The sequence below is a fragment of the Acidithiobacillus sp. genome, from assembly GCF_023229925.1.
Classification (GTDB): domain Bacteria; phylum Pseudomonadota; class Gammaproteobacteria; order Acidithiobacillales; family Acidithiobacillaceae; genus Acidithiobacillus.
The window spans coordinates 329,853-345,864 of record NZ_JALNYM010000001.1 but is presented as its reverse complement, the minus strand read 5'-3'; the positions used below and the strand labels follow the sequence as shown (position 1 = coordinate 345,864).

The window sequence follows — 16,012 nt, the reverse complement described above, 5'->3', positions numbered from 1 at the left end:
CTTTTATATATACGAAATAATAGGTAAGTGCTTAGTCATCAAGCAAACGGCGACCATGCAAAGCACGCCCGAGGGTGCTACGGTCAACATATTCCAACTCGCCACCCACTGGTACCCCGCGTGCAATACGACTGATCGTGATACTGTCAGGAACCAACCCCGCGAGAAACTGGGCCGTTGCTTCCCCTTCCAGGGTGGGATTGGTCGCAAAAATCACTTCCCGCAAGTCCGCTTCACCCAAACGCGCACTGAAGCGATCAATATGCAGGGCTTCGGGTCCGATGCCATCCAAGGGCGACAAATGCCCCATCAACACAAAGAACTCGCCAACGAACACACCCGTATCTTCGATAGCGCGGAGATCAGCAGGCGATTCCACGACACACAAAATGGAACGGTCCCGGTGTTCGGAACGACAGACCGCACATAATGGCGCTTCGCTCAGATTATTGCAGCGCTTACAAAAACGGACCATTGCATGGGCCTGTTGTAGGGCCACGGCCAATTGCGGCATGAGATCGCGCTTGCGCACCAGCAACTCATAGCTGATCCGTTGCGCTGAACGCGGGCCAATACCCGGCAGGCGGCGGAGCAATGCCGCCAAGGCATCCATAGTCGGAACGTCCGCCATAAGTGCCTAGAAAGGCAAGCTCATGCCCGGAATATTCATGCCACCCGTCACTTCCGACATCCGCTCCGCGCTGACCTTCTCGGCATTGCGCACGGCGTCGTTAATCGCTGCGGCCAGGAGATCCTCGAGCATTTCCTGGTCGCCATCGGCAAGCAGAGAGGGATCAATGCGAACCCGCCGTACGTCATGTCGGCAGGTCATAGTGACTTCCACCAGATTGCCGCCCGCATGGCCCTGCACCTCTACCTGCGCAAGCTCTTCCTGCGTCTTTTGCAACCGCTCCTGGAGCTGCTGCGCCTGCTTCATGATATTTCCCAGTCCGCCCTTCATCTTTCATTACCTCCCTGTTTACTTTTCACTGTGAGTTGACGGCACCGCCCTTTGCGGCGGGCGCCATAATTTCAATGGATTCCACACGGGCATCCAAAACCTCCAGGAATGCGCCCATGTGTGGATCCGCGGCGACGCGTGCCTCCGCCTCAGCCTGCCGGGATGCCGCGCGCGCTTTCTCTTCCTGCACCAGGCTCCCCACTCCGGCCTCTTGGGTAAGGGGTACGATGTTCAGACGCGGCTCCCGGCCAAAATACGCAGTAAGCGCCTGATGTAATGCCCTGCGGGCCTCGGCCTTGACGAGGAACGGCAAATAGTTGGGCTCCACGGCCAATTCCACAACCTCTGAATCGCAGCGCAAAGCTTGTCCATAGCGCAGATACTCAGCAATTATGGGCGACACTGCCAGCGCCTCCACCACGTCGCGCCAGTTCGTCGAAAGTGCGGCGCCGGCCGGCCGCTCCGGCAGGGCAGTGGTCATCTTCAACGGCGGTTCCCGGACTTCGTCCCGCGAACGGGTGGATAACAGGGGCGTTGAACGGTGCGATACCGGCGAAGTCACCTCGGGCATAGCGCACTCGCGCGTCCGGGGTGATGATTCGACTAGATACCGATTGTCCTCGCTCGGCAGGGCCGCGGGCGGCAAGCCTGGCGCTGCTGGGCCGGAAAAACTCAACACCCGCAGAAAAGCCATTTCCAGTGCCATCCGATGGTCTGGATAAAGCGCAAAGTCACGTCGTGCCGAGAGGAGCAAAAAATACCAGGACTGCAGGGTAAGCGGGCTGATCCGCTCGCGCAGGCGCACAATCACCTCCGCACCATCCCTCTCCGGATCAGTCGGAAGGAATTGTGCCACACTGAGGCGGTGCACGCCCTCTATGACCAAATCAAGCAGGCCGGCGCCATCTATACCCCGCGCCAGATGATCATCCAGTATGGCAAATACCTGCGCAGCATCCCGGTCCACCAATGCTTCGACCAAACCCAGCACCGCATCGTCACTGCTGCGTCCCAGCATCGCGAGCACGCCGTCACGCAGAACCTCGCCCCCACCATGAACAATAGCCTGATCCAACAAACTCAGGGCATCGCGCAGGCTCCCATCCGCAGCGCGGGACAATACCTGCAGCGCGGCATCCTCGGCAGCTAGCTGTTCGGCCGCCATGATCTGCTGCAATCGTCCCTGAATTTGCGGAATATCCAACCTCCGCAAATTAAACTGCAGACAGCGAGAGAGCACGGTTACCGGCAGTTTCTGCGGATCCGTGGTCGCCAACAGAAACTTGACATGCTCCGGCGGTTCTTCAAGGGTTTTCAGCAGCGCATTGAAGCTGTGCGTGGACAACATGTGTACCTCGTCGATAAGGTACACCTTGTATCGACCCACCGTAGGCGCGTACTGCACGTTGTCCAACAGGTCACGGGTTTCATCCACCCGGGTGCGGCTCGCCGCGTCCACTTCCAGCAGATCAACAAAATTTCCGGCGGCGATACCGCGACAGGCACTACACTCTCCGCAAGGATTGCTGCTAACGCCACGTTCACAGTTCAGACACTTGGCCAGCAACCGCGCCAAGGTTGTTTTACCGACACCTCGCGTCCCGGTGAACAGAAAAGCATGATGAATGCGACCGGAATCGAGGGCGTGGCGCAAGGCAGCGACCACAGCCTCTTGTCCTACAAAGTCGTCAAAGTGTTGTGGCCGCCAGCGGCGGGCAAGCGCGAGGTAGGCGCTCATGCGGACTCGAAATATAGGGTGGCGACGCCAACCAGCCACACCCCGGCACCTGGATCACCGGCTGCCGCTGCTCCCTTCCGGGCCTGACGGGGTTCACCAGCTACCACTGCGAGGGGACCGATCTTTGTCGCCATAGAAAAACCTGAGACTGTCCGCTGATGGACGGTGATTGGCGGAGAGGGTGGGATTCGAACCCACGGTACCCTTTTGGAGTACACAGCATTTCCAGTGCTGCACCTTCGGCCGCTCGGTCACCTCTCCTGAGGGGACGGAGTGTAACCCAGACACCGGTGATAGAGCAATGACTCAGCACGGAGCGGGCCAAAACAATGTACCTTAAAAACTCAGCACCTCGCCGTCGTTCCTGGGCAGACCAGACAGCGCGTTTTGAATACGAATCAGGACACCAGAGCGATCATTTACGAACTGAACACCAATGGCTGGCGGTCGGCCCTCGCGGTTATCCGGCGGTGTCACCCACACCACCTTCCCCATTATGGGTGCACGTGGCTGGCTGTCGGGAAGACTGATCATGAGCAGCACCTCTGTGCCAATGGGCAGAAGATTCGGTGTCTCCACCAGCACACCGCCGCCTTTGATGCTGGGCATGTAGTAGCGCTGCACCGCCGTAGCGTCCCGCAGCACTACGGACAGCGCCTTTGCCGCACCTCCGGTCTCAGCTTGTAATTCCATGCGCCCTCCTCTCGCCGGACCAAATGCCTACCCAACTTAACAATAACGTTTCCAGCATCATGCCTACATTGCGATTCTGCACGAGCGACTCAGGCAGCCGGATCCAACTCTCCAGCGTCTCCCAGAGGGATGTCTCCTGAGCAGATTGCGCCATGACCTCTAACGACTGCAAATAGTCCAAATGTACGATGCTGTCCAGGTGGTGACTACGGAGACGAAGCAAATCCGCCGACAAGCTCAACATTAACTCGCGCAGCAGAAGCAAGTCTGTGTCTTTAGCCCAGTTATCGGCCAAACGCAAAGCCGCAATAGAGCCTTGCCGGGGGAGGTTCAATAACGTGTCGATCCAGGTTTTGCGCAGCGTCACCCAGCCGCACTCCCAGAGCTGCCAGGCACGCAGCGGCCGATTGGCAAACTGTCGGCTTAACAGGAGCGCCTCCGCAGGAGGTATGCCCTGTCCTTCCAGCCAGACCACGCACTGCCCGAGCCGCAGTGCCGGAAAAGGCAACTTTTGCAAACGCGACCGGATGGTGGCGAGAAGCTGCGACGGACGTTCACTGAGCAAAAGAATGTGCGCGCGCGCCGCAGGTTCTTCCAGGGTTTTGAGCAGGGCGTTAGCGGCTGCCACGGTCATCGCTTCGGCCGGCTCGATGCGCAGCCAGCGACGCACGCTGACCTGGGGGGTGAAGGCGAGAAAGTCATTGGCATAGCGCACCGACTCAATGGCAATACGTTTTCCCATTTCTGCCGTAATAACGAGCAGATCCGGATGATTACCTTCTGCCAGTAACCGACAGGAACGGCAGGTTCCACAGGACAGCCCCTGCGCTGATGGCGCAAAACACAAGGCCACTTGCTGCAAATCATCGCAGTACGGTCCGACCAGCGTCCCCGATTCGCCGACAGCAAGCATCGCCTGGGGCAAGCCGGCTTGCAGCAGACTATGTATCGGCTGCCATTCAGCGGGCGGCGGACGATACGCACTCATGAACAATGGGCCGCAAGGCGCAGCGCCAACTGTGCCCGCAGAGTTTCATGCACCACCGGCAGCGTTTGGGTCGCATCCACGCGCAAGATTCTTTCTGGTTCGGCCGCGCAACGTTCCGCAAAAACCGCCCTCGCCCGGCCAAAGAAGGCTTGATCTTCTTGCTCCAAACGATCTGGTCGACGTGCGCGAATGCGTGCCGCACCCAATTCCGGCGGCACGTCAAACCACAACGTCAGGTCTGGACGACGCGTCATCCCCGCCCAGCGCGCCAATTCCGCGATATGTTCAGGGGGAACGCCCCGCCCGCCGCTCTGATAGGCATAGGTGGAATCTTCATAGCGGTCACTGATGACCACTTTCCCGGCGGCCAGCGCGGGGGCGATACGGGTCTGCCAATGATCACGACGACCGGCATAAAGTAGAAGCAATTCCTCGTCCGCATCCAGACACAGGCGATCATCCAGAAAAATCGCACGCAAAGCCTCACCGAGAGGACCTCCGCCCGGTTCCCGGGTGACTTCCACCGCGTACCCCTGCTGACGACAATATTCCGCCAGCACCGGCACCGCTGAACTCTTTCCTGCACCCTCGATCCCCTCTAAGGTGAGAAAAAATCCATCCTTCCGTGATGCCACCCTCGCGTTCATAAACCCGCTCCTCCAGCATGCTGAAGATAACGCTGTATCTGCTCAAGGTGCCGCTTGTAATTCTTTGAATAATGGTATGTATCACCTTGGGCGATAAAATAGAGATCGGCACTGTCCGCAGGATGCAGGACGGCCATCAGACTACTCAGTCCCGGCATCGCGATGGGAGTAGGCGGCAACCCGGTGTGCAAGTAGGTGTTATAGGGGCTCTCCACATGCATCTCCTGAGACGTCAGCAGCCCAGTATAGCGCTCGCCCAACGCGTAAATCACGGTGGGATCGGACTGCAAAGGCATCCCCTGTCGCAAGCGATTGAGAAACACGGCGGCAATATGCGCCTGCTCTGCGGGCGGCGCCCCTTCCTTTTGTACGATAGAAGCGAGAATCAGGGCCTGGTAGGGATCAGCCAGCGGCAATCCAGGAGCACGTCCGGCCCACAAGGACTGTAATTCCCTCTGCATGCGCACATAGGCACGTCGCAACACACTCAGCGCGCTGGTACCCGGAACGTAACGGTAACTGTCGGGAAAAAGCCAGCCCTCCGCACTTCCTTGCGCGCCGACACCCTGCTGTGTGAGTCGACGTGCCGCTGTCTCACCCTGCGGCAGGTTCTGCTGGCCAAGATAAGGGGCCTTATCGTGTATTTCCTGATAGATATGCTGCAAACGCCAGCCGGGCACAATCAGCAGATTAAGTGGTGTGGATTGTCCAGCAATTAACCGATGGAGTACCTGCGCCTGGTTAATACGTCCCTGAAACTCATACAGCCCGGCCTGTATGGGCGGATGCCCGGCCAAAGCCCAAGCCAGATGAAATAGTCGCGGATGCTGCAATACACCGGAACGCGCCAGACTAGCGATACTTTGCGCGTCACTGGCGCCCAAAGGAATGGGGACCGTCACCCCCTTCGCTGGCAAAGTTTCCGGCCAATACATGCTGATGCCGTAAAATCCAAAAGGGAATAACGCAATCAACAGAACGAATAGGGCGGCACGGCGTTTGCTGGTCATGATTGCGGCCCCAATCCCATATTCATGCACCATGCGAGCAAAGCGGATGCTATCGGTCCATCATGTCCGGGTAACGAGCGTTCCGCGAAGTGGCGTACAGGCCAGATGCCAATCAGACTATTGCTGAAAAATATTTCATCGGCCTCCTGAAGTGCCGCGGCCGGATAGCGACCCAGCACGGTCGGCACGCCACGCGTGCGCAGCCACTCCAGAATGGCGCCCCGCTGAATGCCAGCGATGCCCCCGTCTGCCAGCTCGGGGGTATAGACAATACCGGCTTTTACCCAAAACAGATTAGACATGACCCCTTCGCGCAGCACCCCTGATTGGTCCAACATGGCCCCTTCTGCATATTCCGGAGCCAGGGCATCACGAGCCACAACCTGATTCAGGCGATTGAGCGATTTGACCCCGAGATAAGGCGCACCCGTTAACAACGCGATCGGACAGATCGTGGCGGAAATACCGGGTTCCCAATAGTGCGGATCACGCTCCGGCCATTGGGATAACCACAGATAGCGTCGCGCGGGACCGGCACCGGGACTGCCATACCCCCAACCCTCGCCCCGACTGAGGACTAGCTTGACGAAGAGGCGTGGACGTGCCTGAACACCATTCACTAGATGCTGCAAATCATCGTACCAGCGGCTTGGGGGAGGCATCGGGATATTCAGAATGGCCGCGCCACGCCTGAGACGCGCCAGATGGGCATCCCAGAACAGGGGGATGCCCTTTATTACCGCGATGGTTTCAAAAAGCCCATCCCCGTAATGCAATGCGCGGTCTAAGGCAGCGCCGCATTCCCCTGCCACGAAGTGATTTCCATCCACCGTGGCGGCAATCACTTCCACGGAGCGAATCAGTCGCTAAAACGGCGGAAAACCAGAGAACTGTTGGTACCGCCAAATCCGAAGGAATTGCTTAACGCAACTTCCACAACAGCTTTTCGCGCCTTACGGGCCACATAATCCAGGTCACAACCCTCGTCAGGCTGATCCAGATTGATGGTGGGTGGCAGAATGCCATGATAGAGCGCTAGCGTCGTAAAAATGGCTTCGACTCCCCCTGCGGCGCCCAGAAGATGGCCCGTCATGGACTTGGTCGAGCTCATGGCCAATCGCCGTGCATGGTCGCCGAAGACCGTATGCACTGCGTCGGTTTCCGAACGGTCCCCAAGCGGGGTCGACGTTCCATGCGCGTTGATGTACCCCACCATTTCCGGACTCACCGCCGCGTTACGCAAAGCGGCTTGCATACAGCGGGCGGCGCCTTCCCCTGCAGGAGCAGGCTGTGTCATATGGTAAGCATCGGAGCTCATGCCGTAACCGGACAACTCCGCATAGATACGTGCGCCGCGGCGCCGCGCAAACTCATATTCCTCCAGAACGAGGATGCCCGCACCTTCACCCAGCACAAAACCGTCCCGATCTTTATCCCAAGGACGACTGGCCTTTTCGGGATCATCATTACGGGTAGAAAGCGCCCGCGCTGCAGAGAACCCGCCCAGCCCCAAGGGACTGATAGCCGCCTCGGCACCACCGGCAATCATGACATCGGCGTCACCATACTCGATAAGTCGAGCCGCATCGCCGATGGAGTGCGTACCGGTAGAACAGGCCGTCGCCATGGCGATATTCGGTCCCTTGGCACCATACATGATAGAAACATGGCCGGACACCATATTGACGATACAACGCGGAATAAAAAAGGGTGAGATCCGGCGCGGGCCACTCTCGGTGAAAATCTGATGTTCGGATTCAATACCCGGCAAGCCGCCAATGCCGCTGCCAATGGATACTCCCACCCGATCCGCAATGTCTGCACTGATCTGCAATCCGGAATCCGCAATCGCTTCCATTGCTGCAACAAGGCCGTAATGGATGAATAAATCCATCTTACGAGCTTCCTTGGCAGAGATGTACTGACCAATATCAAAGCCACGTACCTCTCCCGCAATCTGGGAGCTATATAAGGCTGGATCAATGCGGGTTACCCGACCGATACCGCTACGTCCGCGGCTGATAGAGTCCCACGCTGCCGGTATACCCACACCAACGGGCGACACAATTCCCAGCCCTGTAATCACTACACGCCTTTTCAAACGCCTGCTCTCCTCATGACTCTGTTAGGAAATGCTCAGGCATCCTTGGCTGACATATGCGCAGACACGTAGTCAATGGCCTGTTGCACAGTCGCAATTTTCTCCGCTTCTTCATCGGGGATTTCGCAATCAAATTCTTCTTCCAGCGCCATCACCAGTTCCACAGTATCCAGCGAGTCAGCACCCAGGTCATCGACAAAAGAGGCTTCATTGGTCACTTCATCTTCGTTGACACCTAACTGCTCCACTACGACCTTCTTTACACGTTCTGCCACATTGTCCATTAGGAGAAGCTCCTCTGTTGGTAAAAAAATTATTGCCGGCGAGATTGGACCACAGGGCGTACAGTCCTGTAAAGCCACGAATGCGTTACCCCATCCACATGCCACCATTGACATGCAGAATCTGTCCGGTTACATAACCCGCATCTGGACTCGCCAAGTAAGCAACTGCGGCGGCCACATCAGCCACCACACCCAGCCTCCCCGCGGGAATCTGCTGCATTAGGGCATCACGGTGCGCGTCATTCAGTCCCTCGGTCATGTCCGTACTGATGAAGCCAGGAGCCACACAATTGACCGTCACCTGCCGCGCCGCCACTTCCCGGGCCATAGCGCGGGTAAAACCTGCCACACCCGCCTTGGCCGCCGCATAATTGGTCTGTCCGGCGTTACCCATGGCACCCACTACAGACGTAATGTTAATAATACGGCCGAAACGCGCTTTGAGCATATCGCGCACGCACAGCTTGCTCAAGCGATATACCGCGCGCAAATTGGTCGCCATGACGGCATCCCAATCGTCATCCTTCATCCTCAGCAGCAATTGGTCGCGGGTGATGCCCGCGCTGTTTACCAATATGGTCGGCGCGCCGTGGGATGCCTGTATCTGCTCGAGCACCGCGGACATGGCCGCATCATCGGTGACATCCAGTGTCACCCCCGCGCCGCGAATACCATGCGCTGCCAGATCTGCACTGATCCGTTCTGCACCAGCAGGCGTGGTTGCCGTGGCGACGATCCGTGCGCCCTGCCTACCCAGCACGCGAGCGATCTCCTGCCCGATGCCGCGACTGCCGCCGGTGATCAGGGCCAACTGGCCTTCAAAAAATCCCGCCATTAAATCACCTCCAGGGTGGCCTTGAGGCTTTTGCCATCTTCAATGTGGAGCATGGTCAGATCAGGCTCAATACGCTTCCCCAAACCCGACAGCACGCGACCTGGCCCCATTTCTACGAAGGTCATAGCCCCTTGTCGGGCAAGATGACGAATCGTGTCTGTCCAGCGTACCGGCGAATACAACTGCTTAGCAAGGGCCGCGCGAATGGCCTCAGGCGTGTTGTGGCTTTGCACATCGGCGTTATGCACCACCATCGTCTTAGGGCTGCGGAACTGCACCGATTCCAGAGTGCTCTGAAAACGTTCGGCAGCCAGCATCATCAGACTACAATGACTGGGCACACTGACCGGAAGCGCGACAACGCGCTTCGCGCCTGCTGCACGCGCCGACTCCACCAGGCGTTCAATGGCGGCCTGATTACCTGCGGCCACCACCTGTCCTGGCGCATTAAAATTAGCCGCTGCGAGCACTTCACCTCGTGCTTCCTGAGCGCAAAGTTGTTTCACCTCATCATCGCCGAGACCAATGATGGCAGCCATGGCACCCATACCTTCCGGCACCGCTTCCTGCATCAGACGACCGCGTTCAGCGACCAAACGTACTGCATCCGGGAAGTCCATCGCATCTGCGACCACCAAGGCCGTGTATTCACCCAGAGAGTGTCCGGCGACAAAGTCGGGGAAGCCCCCCCCCTCTTCTTCCCAGACTCGATAAACGGCGTACCCCGCAGCCAGCATCACCGGCTGCGTCCAGCGCGTCTGATTCAGTTTTTCGACAGGGCCATCCTGAGTAAGCGACCATAGGTCCTCGCCCAACTGGGCCGAAGCTTCTGCAAAAACCGTCTTGACCGACGGATGACTGGTGGCCAATTCAGCCAACATGTGCAAGGATTGCGAACCCTGACCGGGGAAAACAAAGGCGATAGAGCCGTGCAAGCGAACCTCCTCTCAGTACAAATTGGTATACAGGGCGTTCAGCCCCAACGCAGGAGGGCAGATCCCCAAGTGAACCCCCCCCCGAAGGCCTCCAGCAGGAGACGCTGCCCCGGCTGGAAACAACGACGTCGGGCTGCTTCATCCAGCGCTAAAGGTACCGACGCTGCGGAAGTATTACCATGATGCTCCACAGTCGTCACGACCCGCTCCATAGGCAGGCCTAACTTATCGGCCGTCGCCTGGATAATTCGGATATTGGCTTGGTGTGGCACCAGCCAGTCGATGTCCTCTGGTGTCAGGGCATTTGCTGCGAGTGTTTCCTGTACAATCTCACCCAGGGTACGCACGGCCATGCGAAACACCGCGTTTCCCTGCATGGTCATCCGTGTCTCGCCACCCGGCACCTGTAGCAAATCGGCATAGGCGCCGTCAGCATGAATGTGCGTGGAGATGATACCGGGCTCGTCGCTGGAACTGAGGATTACAGCACCGGCACCGTCACCAAAAAGAATACAGGTGCCACGATCTGTCCAGTCGACGATGCGGGACATACTCTCCACGCCGACAACTAACGCGTGCCGCGCCCCGCCGCTCCTGATAAAACGATCGGCGGTCGCCAGCGCATAGATAAAGCCGGTACAAACCGCCTGAATATCAAAGGCAGGCGCACCATGGTTTCGCAAGCGGGCCTGCAGCAGACAGGCGGTGCTGGGGAATATCTGGTCCGGAGTGGTTGTCGCGACAATAATAAGGTCCAAATCCTCCGCCCGGAGATCCGCATCCGCCAGCGCCTGGCGTGCGGCCACTTCCGCCATGTCTACTGTTTTCTCGTCGGGAGCGGCGATATGCCGGGAGCGGATGCCGGTGCGCGCAAAGATCCAGGCATCACTGGTATCCACCATCTGTTCCAGGTCATGATTGCTGAGGATACGATCTGGCAGATAGCCACCAGTGGCGACAATACGGCTAAATATGGGTTTCACGCGCTGTTTCGCACCGTTGAAGCGAGATTTTCCTGAATCACCTCGGCAATATGCAGGGTCAGGCGATGCCTGGCTTCAGCAATAGCCACCTCCACGGCACAGGCAAAGGCAAAGCGGTCGGCGTTGCCATGACTTTTGATGACAATGCCATTCAGCCCCAATAGGGTGGCACCATTGTACTGGCGAGAGTCGAGGCGACGCCGCAAACGTTGCAAGATCGGACGATTGACCAAATACGCAATACGCCCATACCAACCATGAGTATAGCTGGCACGCAGTTCCTGGCTAATCATCCCCGCCAGTCCTTCAGAGGTCTTGAGCGCGACATTACCCACAAAGCCGTCACAAACCACCACATCAGCAACGCCCCGATAAATATCGGAACCTTCCACATTACCAATAAAATTCAGCTTGGCAGCGCGCAGGAGCAATGCGGCTTCTTTGACCTGCTCATTGCCCTTGATATCTTCAGAGCCGATATTGAGCAAACCCACCCGCGGCTTGGCAAGGCCCATGACGCGCTCAGCGAGTATCGAGCCCATGACTGCGAACTGCAGGAGATGTTCCGGATGACAATCGACATTGGCACCCAAATCCAGGGCGAGCAAACGTCCTGTCGTCGTCGGCAGAAAAGCGGCAATAGCCGGTCGGTCTATGCCGGGAATGGTGCGAAGAAACACTTTACCAAGCGCCATCAGCGCACCGGTGTTACCCGCACTGACCACCGCATCGACATGTCCTTCCCGCAACAGGCTGATGGCGACATGCATAGACGAGTCCCGTTTGCCGCGTAAGGCCTGTGATGGTGCCTCGTCCATCGCCACCACCTGACTGGCGTGATGTACAACAATCTGCGCCGAGCCTTGCAGGTGTGACCGCGCAAGCTCCGCCTGGAGGATATTCGTGTCGCCGACCATGTGAAAAATGACATCAGGGTAATCCCTGAGCAGATCACGGATGGCGAGAACCACCGTCGACGGCCCGGAATCACCACTCATGGCATCTACCGCAATATGCGGCATCGCGAAGCCCCCAGAACGCTCTGATGCAATGGCGTGGTCAGGCTTCGACCGCCTTCTTCACGATCTCGCGACCTTTATAGAAACCACATTCCGGGCACACATGATGGGGCAGTTTGGCTGCACCGCAATGGTCACATACGGAACGGTTTACTGTTACCAAAAAATCGTGGGCGCGTCGCATATCGCGACGTGAACGGGAAGTTTTACTTTGTGGAACGGCCATGACTCACTTTCTCCCAATCTGTATCAAGATGTACTGCACTTCATTTACCAACTGTTAACGGTTCAAGCCCCGAAACCGGACATACGCCTGACCTCCACTCCGCACAGCGAGGAATCATGGGGAGGGCCAGTAGCACTTCATCCTCTAGCCAACTTTGCTGAGCGACAACGCCATTTTCGGCAAGAACCACCTCCAACTCAGGATCCAGCGCGGTCACCGTGGGTTCCTGTTCTACTAACCCGCTGTGCACGGTCACCGAAAGCTGTAACGGCATAGCGCCCATACAGCGTTCGCAGCGAATCTCTCCAAGCACCTCTATACGGCCATCGGCAGCAATCACCTGCCCCCTGCGAATCAGATCAAGGTATACACTCACCGTCTGTACGCTGACCAGCGCCTCACCTAAGCGCGACCACGAATGCGGATCAATGACACCCTCCAGCCTGTCACCATGGACAGACACCCGGGCAAGTGGCAGGCTGGACGCTTTGGCGGAAAACATAAGCGCGGCATATTAGCGATCGCGGCGCTGCAAGTAAAGCGTTTGTCGGTGATTTTTCCTCCCCATTCGGCATAGTAATGCGCAGAGAGAAATATCCCTAATGATTATCACGGACTATCACAGCCACGGCCATCTCCGCACCGAACAAAACAATCGCCCAGGCCATATATAGCCAGAGAAGAAAAATAGGAAGGGCGCCCAAAGCGCCATATATGGTTTCGAAGGTTGAAAATCGCAGATAACCAGCCAGCGCAACCTTGGCAGCTTCAAACAGGATGGCGGCGGATATCCCGCCAACGATGACATCCCGCCAGCGCGTAACCGCCGAGGGCAGTATTTTGTAGAGCACGGCCATCATCACGGTGACCACCAGAAGGGTAAGCAGATGACTCAAAACGGGGGGCAAGACCGGGATATATGCCAAGTAGGCCAGCAGGGGTTGCAGGGGTTGCAGGGGACCCAGCAGAGGTAGGATGAATGCAAAGCTGAGCGGGCCTAATACAAGCATAGCCACATAGCGTAAAACGCGACACCACAGACAAGTCGGAGTGACACCCCAGATGGCGTTGAAATGTCGCTCTACCTCATGAAGCAGAAAAATCGCGGTAACACCCAGTCCTGATACGCCAAACAAACCCAATTGCGCTCCGCGCGCTGCGAGGCTGTTTACCTGACGCAAAATCGCATCCCCTGTTCGCGGGACAAAACTATGCAAAATCAGATGATCCACCTGGGCACGGTGGAACAGGCTGAACCCCACCAGATTCCACAGACTGAAGACCAGTACCGCCAGCGGCACCAAACCAAAAAGCGTGGTATAAGCAAGCAGCCCCGCACGGTCGGTACAGTCGTCACGCCAAAAGCCATCCCACGCAAGATATACTCGGTGGACTAGGCGTTGCCAGCAGTTCGCATGTTCTTTGGGACTGGGTTCTAGCACCTTGTCTTTCTGACGAAAGCATTGCCGCGGCGGTATTTTTATGGTCATCACGAGTTCTCCGCAGCCAGACAAAGACGTATGAAAGGGATGGTCACTTCTCGTTGCTGCTCCCAACTCCGGGCATCCAGCACACTCAACAATTGATCCAGTGCACCAAGATCACGCGGATAATGCCGTAACAGATAATGAGCGGCGTCTACGCCCATCTGTAGACCACGGCGCAGCGCCATTTCCTGCAAAATGACCATTTTCTCCGCATCACTGGGGAAACGCAAAGCGTACTGCAAACCCGCGCTCACTCGGCTTGCCCAGTCCGGGAGCACCCAGTCAGTGAGCTGCGGTGATCGTCGACTGGCAAGGAGCATCGGTTGCCCGCGACCCATGCGTTCATTATAGAGATCAAAGAAAAAAATTTCCTTATCGCGCTGACCCGCCCAGCTTTCAACATTGTCCAGACACAACAGAGGCGCTTCTATCAGACTGGAGAACGTCCCTGGAGCCATTATTGCCTTAAACGGATTGGTGACATCACTGCAGTCTATATAAGGTACCCACCCGGCAACCGCGGCGGCGGCCCCCAGCAGTACATGGCTTTTACCCACCCCACCTGGCCCATAAAGATAAAGACAGATGTTCTGCGGTTCAGCCACCAGGTTTAGCACCGCACGCAGCGCCTCCGCATTCGGATAGGGATAATATCCTCCCAGCGTTGCTGGTGACTTTACCCCCAATGGGAGAACCAGTTGTCGCGCTCCCCTCATGATTCGTCCGCAGCCCCCTCCTGAGCAATCGCCTTGCGGCTCCATATCCAGACATACTGCCCCCCGGACACAACGGCCATCAGGAACACCAGGACAAAAATTGACATCAACGGGGCATGCCAATGGCATGCTGCCTGTAATAGCACCAGCACAATGACAATGAATTGTAGCGCCGTGTTCCATTTCGATAGCAGCGTCGGGCGAACACTGAATTTTCCGATCAGCAGCAGGTAAAGCAAGCCGCCACCGACAATCAGCAGATCCCGGGAGAGAACGGCAACAGTCATCCACAAAGGAATACGCTGCATCCAGGTCAGCGTGATGACCGTCGTCACAACCAGTAATTTATCCGCTAACGGATCAAGAACTGCGCCCAAACGGGTCTGAAGATGATAATAACGGGCTATCCAACCATCCAGTGCATCGGTAATCGCCGCAGCCAAAAAAGTGATCAAGGCCACGGCAAAAAACCCCTTCGCCAGTGCGTAGAAGATCACCGGCACCAGAAAGAGTCGTAACAAGGTCAACCGATTCGGCAGATTCATCGCAGTGAAGCTAGGCAAGGGTGCGATGACTGTCAAGAAAAATCGAGGACATCTCACCACTCAAACGACTGGAAGGTCGTTTGCAGACAGCTCTGCCACTGACTACAATCTACCGAAGTTGGTTCAGTTCTAAACTTGAAATCAGGAGAATAGCGAATGTCCGAATATAGCGTGCGCGAAGAATTAAAGCCCAGCAATCTGGATGGCATTTCCGATGCCCAGATTAATGATCACTGGGGGCTTTATGTTGGTTACGTCAATCAAAGCAATGCATTGCGCAAAGAGCTTGCGGAAATGCGCGCTGCTGGAAAAACGGGATCACTCACCTATGCAGACCGTCGTCGGCGCTTTGGTTTTGAGTATAACGGCATGGTTTTACACGAGTACTACTTTGCCCAGTTGAAGCCCGGCAGCAATATCGATCAGGCACCTGGTTTTAAGGCAGCGGTCACTGAGCAGTTTGGCAGCACCGAAGTATGGCATGAGGATCTGATGTCTGCCGCAAAGAGCCGTAGCGTGGGCTGGGCTATCGCCTACTACGATGGCACCACCGGTCAGATAAACAATCACTTTGTCCAGCTTCATGAAGACGGTAATGTGGGCGGTTTTGTACCGCTGGTCATCGTCGATGTCTTTGAGCATGCCTACATGGTAGATTGGAAGGCGCTCGGCCGTGCGGATTATCTAGCCGCCATTCACAAAAACATGCACTGGGGCGTGGTAGAAGCACGCTTCCAGTCAGCCAAAAGTGGGCAGATTTTCAAGCGGTTCTGATCATCTGCCGGGGATTGACGCTTAACAGAGCGGTCCGCCGCTCTTTTTTATTGGACGACGATCACCACAC

At 56.9% G+C, this 16,012-nt stretch carries 20 protein-coding genes, 1 tRNA gene and 1 other RNA gene; 1 reads left to right on the top strand and 21 read right to left on the bottom strand.

Annotation, left to right across the window (positions count from 1 at the left end; genetic code table 11):
* Positions 1 to 31: 31 nt before the first annotated feature.
* The 21 genes from recR to M0P56_RS01725 form a co-directional block, all read right to left on the bottom strand.
* Positions 32 to 631 (bottom strand): recombination mediator RecR, encoded by a 600-nt coding sequence (gene recR / locus M0P56_RS01825; protein ID WP_291508343.1) that lies wholly within the window; start codon positions 629 to 631, stop codon positions 32 to 34.
* A 6-nt stretch (positions 632 to 637) separates the two neighbouring features.
* Entirely contained in the window at positions 638 to 961 is a 324-nt protein-coding gene (locus M0P56_RS01820) for a YbaB/EbfC family nucleoid-associated protein (RefSeq protein ID WP_291508342.1), read from the bottom strand.
* A gap of 25 nt (positions 962 to 986) precedes the next feature.
* Positions 987 to 2,699, bottom strand: coding sequence for a DNA polymerase III subunit gamma/tau (gene dnaX / locus M0P56_RS01815; RefSeq protein ID WP_291508341.1), 1,713 nt, complete (start codon positions 2,697 to 2,699; stop codon positions 987 to 989).
* A 26-nt stretch (positions 2,700 to 2,725) separates the two neighbouring features.
* Positions 2,726 to 2,822, bottom strand: an RNA gene (ffs, locus tag M0P56_RS01810) — signal recognition particle sRNA small type.
* Positions 2,823 to 2,869: 47 nt separating this feature from the next.
* Positions 2,870 to 2,960 (bottom strand) — tRNA-Ser (locus M0P56_RS01805).
* 75 nt (positions 2,961 to 3,035) lie between these two features.
* A complete protein-coding gene (locus M0P56_RS01800) occupies positions 3,036 to 3,392 on the bottom strand; it encodes a PilZ domain-containing protein (protein WP_291508340.1) in 357 nt (118 codons plus the stop codon).
* A complete protein-coding gene (locus tag M0P56_RS01795; protein WP_291508339.1) occupies positions 3,376 to 4,380 on the bottom strand; it encodes a DNA polymerase III subunit delta' C-terminal domain-containing protein in 1,005 nt (334 codons plus the stop codon). The genes M0P56_RS01800 and M0P56_RS01795 overlap by 17 nt, the downstream gene beginning before the upstream one ends.
* Positions 4,377 to 5,027: a dTMP kinase gene (gene tmk / locus M0P56_RS01790; RefSeq protein ID WP_291508338.1), complete on the bottom strand. Its 651-nt coding sequence runs from the start codon at positions 5,025 to 5,027 to the stop codon at positions 4,377 to 4,379. The genes M0P56_RS01795 and tmk overlap by 4 nt, the downstream gene beginning before the upstream one ends.
* On the bottom strand, positions 5,024 to 6,037 hold the full coding sequence (gene mltG / locus M0P56_RS01785; RefSeq protein ID WP_291508337.1) for an endolytic transglycosylase MltG: 1,014 nt from the start codon (positions 6,035 to 6,037) through the stop codon (positions 5,024 to 5,026). Before mltG ends, tmk begins: the two co-directional genes overlap by 4 nt.
* Entirely contained in the window at positions 6,034 to 6,888 is an 855-nt protein-coding gene (gene pabC / locus M0P56_RS01780; protein WP_291508336.1) for an aminodeoxychorismate lyase, read from the bottom strand. Before pabC ends, mltG begins: the two co-directional genes overlap by 4 nt.
* An 8-nt stretch (positions 6,889 to 6,896) precedes the next feature.
* Positions 6,897 to 8,138: a beta-ketoacyl-ACP synthase II gene (gene fabF / locus M0P56_RS01775; protein ID WP_291508335.1), complete on the bottom strand. Its 1,242-nt coding sequence runs from the start codon at positions 8,136 to 8,138 to the stop codon at positions 6,897 to 6,899.
* A gap of 35 nt (positions 8,139 to 8,173) precedes the next feature.
* Positions 8,174 to 8,422 carry an acyl carrier protein gene (gene acpP / locus M0P56_RS01770; protein WP_291508334.1) on the bottom strand — a complete coding sequence of 83 codons (249 nt, stop codon included), beginning with the start codon at positions 8,420 to 8,422 and terminating at the stop codon, positions 8,174 to 8,176.
* An 85-nt stretch (positions 8,423 to 8,507) separates the two neighbouring features.
* Positions 8,508 to 9,257, bottom strand: coding sequence for a 3-oxoacyl-ACP reductase FabG (gene fabG / locus M0P56_RS01765; RefSeq protein WP_291508333.1), 750 nt, complete (start codon positions 9,255 to 9,257; stop codon positions 8,508 to 8,510).
* Positions 9,257 to 10,192, bottom strand: coding sequence for an ACP S-malonyltransferase (fabD, locus tag M0P56_RS01760; RefSeq protein ID WP_291508332.1), 936 nt, complete (start codon positions 10,190 to 10,192; stop codon positions 9,257 to 9,259). Before fabD ends, fabG begins: the two co-directional genes overlap by 1 nt.
* Positions 10,193 to 10,230: 38 nt before the next feature.
* Positions 10,231 to 11,175: a beta-ketoacyl-ACP synthase III gene (locus M0P56_RS01755; RefSeq protein ID WP_291508331.1), complete on the bottom strand. Its 945-nt coding sequence runs from the start codon at positions 11,173 to 11,175 to the stop codon at positions 10,231 to 10,233.
* Positions 11,172 to 12,197 carry a phosphate acyltransferase PlsX gene (gene plsX / locus M0P56_RS01750; protein WP_291508330.1) on the bottom strand — a complete coding sequence of 342 codons (1,026 nt, stop codon included), beginning with the start codon at positions 12,195 to 12,197 and terminating at the stop codon, positions 11,172 to 11,174. Before plsX ends, M0P56_RS01755 begins: the two co-directional genes overlap by 4 nt.
* Before the next feature lie 37 nt (positions 12,198 to 12,234).
* Positions 12,235 to 12,420, bottom strand: coding sequence for a 50S ribosomal protein L32 (gene rpmF, locus M0P56_RS01745; RefSeq protein WP_291508329.1), 186 nt, complete (start codon positions 12,418 to 12,420; stop codon positions 12,235 to 12,237).
* Positions 12,421 to 12,460: 40 nt separating this feature from the next.
* Positions 12,461 to 12,922 (bottom strand): YceD family protein, encoded by a 462-nt coding sequence (locus M0P56_RS01740; protein ID WP_291508328.1) that lies wholly within the window; start codon positions 12,920 to 12,922, stop codon positions 12,461 to 12,463.
* A gap of 97 nt (positions 12,923 to 13,019) precedes the next feature.
* Positions 13,020 to 13,910 (bottom strand): YihY/virulence factor BrkB family protein, encoded by an 891-nt coding sequence (locus tag M0P56_RS01735; RefSeq protein WP_291508327.1) that lies wholly within the window; start codon positions 13,908 to 13,910, stop codon positions 13,020 to 13,022.
* The gene (hda, locus tag M0P56_RS01730; protein ID WP_291508326.1) at positions 13,910 to 14,623 is read right to left on the bottom strand and encodes a DnaA regulatory inactivator Hda; all 714 of its coding nucleotides are present in this window, start codon (positions 14,621 to 14,623) and stop codon (positions 13,910 to 13,912) included. The genes M0P56_RS01735 and hda overlap by 1 nt, the downstream gene beginning before the upstream one ends.
* Positions 14,620 to 15,204 (bottom strand): CDP-alcohol phosphatidyltransferase family protein, encoded by a 585-nt coding sequence (locus M0P56_RS01725; RefSeq protein WP_291508325.1) that lies wholly within the window; start codon positions 15,202 to 15,204, stop codon positions 14,620 to 14,622. The genes hda and M0P56_RS01725 overlap by 4 nt, the downstream gene beginning before the upstream one ends.
* A 120-nt stretch (positions 15,205 to 15,324) precedes the next feature.
* On the opposite strand from M0P56_RS01725, the gene M0P56_RS01720 reads away from it, so the two are divergent.
* Entirely contained in the window at positions 15,325 to 15,942 is a 618-nt protein-coding gene (locus tag M0P56_RS01720) for a Fe-Mn family superoxide dismutase (RefSeq protein WP_291508324.1), read from the top strand.
* The last annotated feature ends 70 nt before the right edge of the window (positions 15,943 to 16,012 follow it).

Coding starts and splice junctions, on each gene's coding strand:
- recR (WP_291508343.1), bottom strand. CDS start 631: ATGGCGGACGTTCCGACTATGGATGCCTTGGCGGCATTGCTCCGCCGC.
- rpmF (WP_291508329.1), bottom strand. CDS start 12,420: ATGGCCGTTCCACAAAGTAAAACTTCCCGTTCACGTCGCGATATGCGA.
- M0P56_RS01740 (WP_291508328.1), bottom strand. CDS start 12,922: ATGTTTTCCGCCAAAGCGTCCAGCCTGCCACTTGCCCGGGTGTCTGTC.
- tmk (WP_291508338.1), bottom strand. CDS start 5,027: ATGAACGCGAGGGTGGCATCACGGAAGGATGGATTTTTTCTCACCTTA.
- M0P56_RS01795 (WP_291508339.1), bottom strand. CDS start 4,380: ATGAGTGCGTATCGTCCGCCGCCCGCTGAATGGCAGCCGATACATAGT.
- fabG (WP_291508333.1), bottom strand. CDS start 9,257: ATGGCGGGATTTTTTGAAGGCCAGTTGGCCCTGATCACCGGCGGCAGT.
- M0P56_RS01720 (WP_291508324.1), top strand. CDS start 15,325: ATGTCCGAATATAGCGTGCGCGAAGAATTAAAGCCCAGCAATCTGGAT.
- mltG (WP_291508337.1), bottom strand. CDS start 6,037: ATGACCAGCAAACGCCGTGCCGCCCTATTCGTTCTGTTGATTGCGTTA.
- M0P56_RS01820 (WP_291508342.1), bottom strand. CDS start 961: ATGAAGGGCGGACTGGGAAATATCATGAAGCAGGCGCAGCAGCTCCAG.
- M0P56_RS01800 (WP_291508340.1), bottom strand. CDS start 3,392: ATGGAATTACAAGCTGAGACCGGAGGTGCGGCAAAGGCGCTGTCCGTA.
- hda (WP_291508326.1), bottom strand. CDS start 14,623: ATGAGGGGAGCGCGACAACTGGTTCTCCCATTGGGGGTAAAGTCACCA.
- M0P56_RS01735 (WP_291508327.1), bottom strand. CDS start 13,910: ATGACCATAAAAATACCGCCGCGGCAATGCTTTCGTCAGAAAGACAAG.
- acpP (WP_291508334.1), bottom strand. CDS start 8,422: ATGGACAATGTGGCAGAACGTGTAAAGAAGGTCGTAGTGGAGCAGTTA.
- dnaX (WP_291508341.1), bottom strand. CDS start 2,699: ATGAGCGCCTACCTCGCGCTTGCCCGCCGCTGGCGGCCACAACACTTT.
- plsX (WP_291508330.1), bottom strand. CDS start 12,197: ATGCCGCATATTGCGGTAGATGCCATGAGTGGTGATTCCGGGCCGTCG.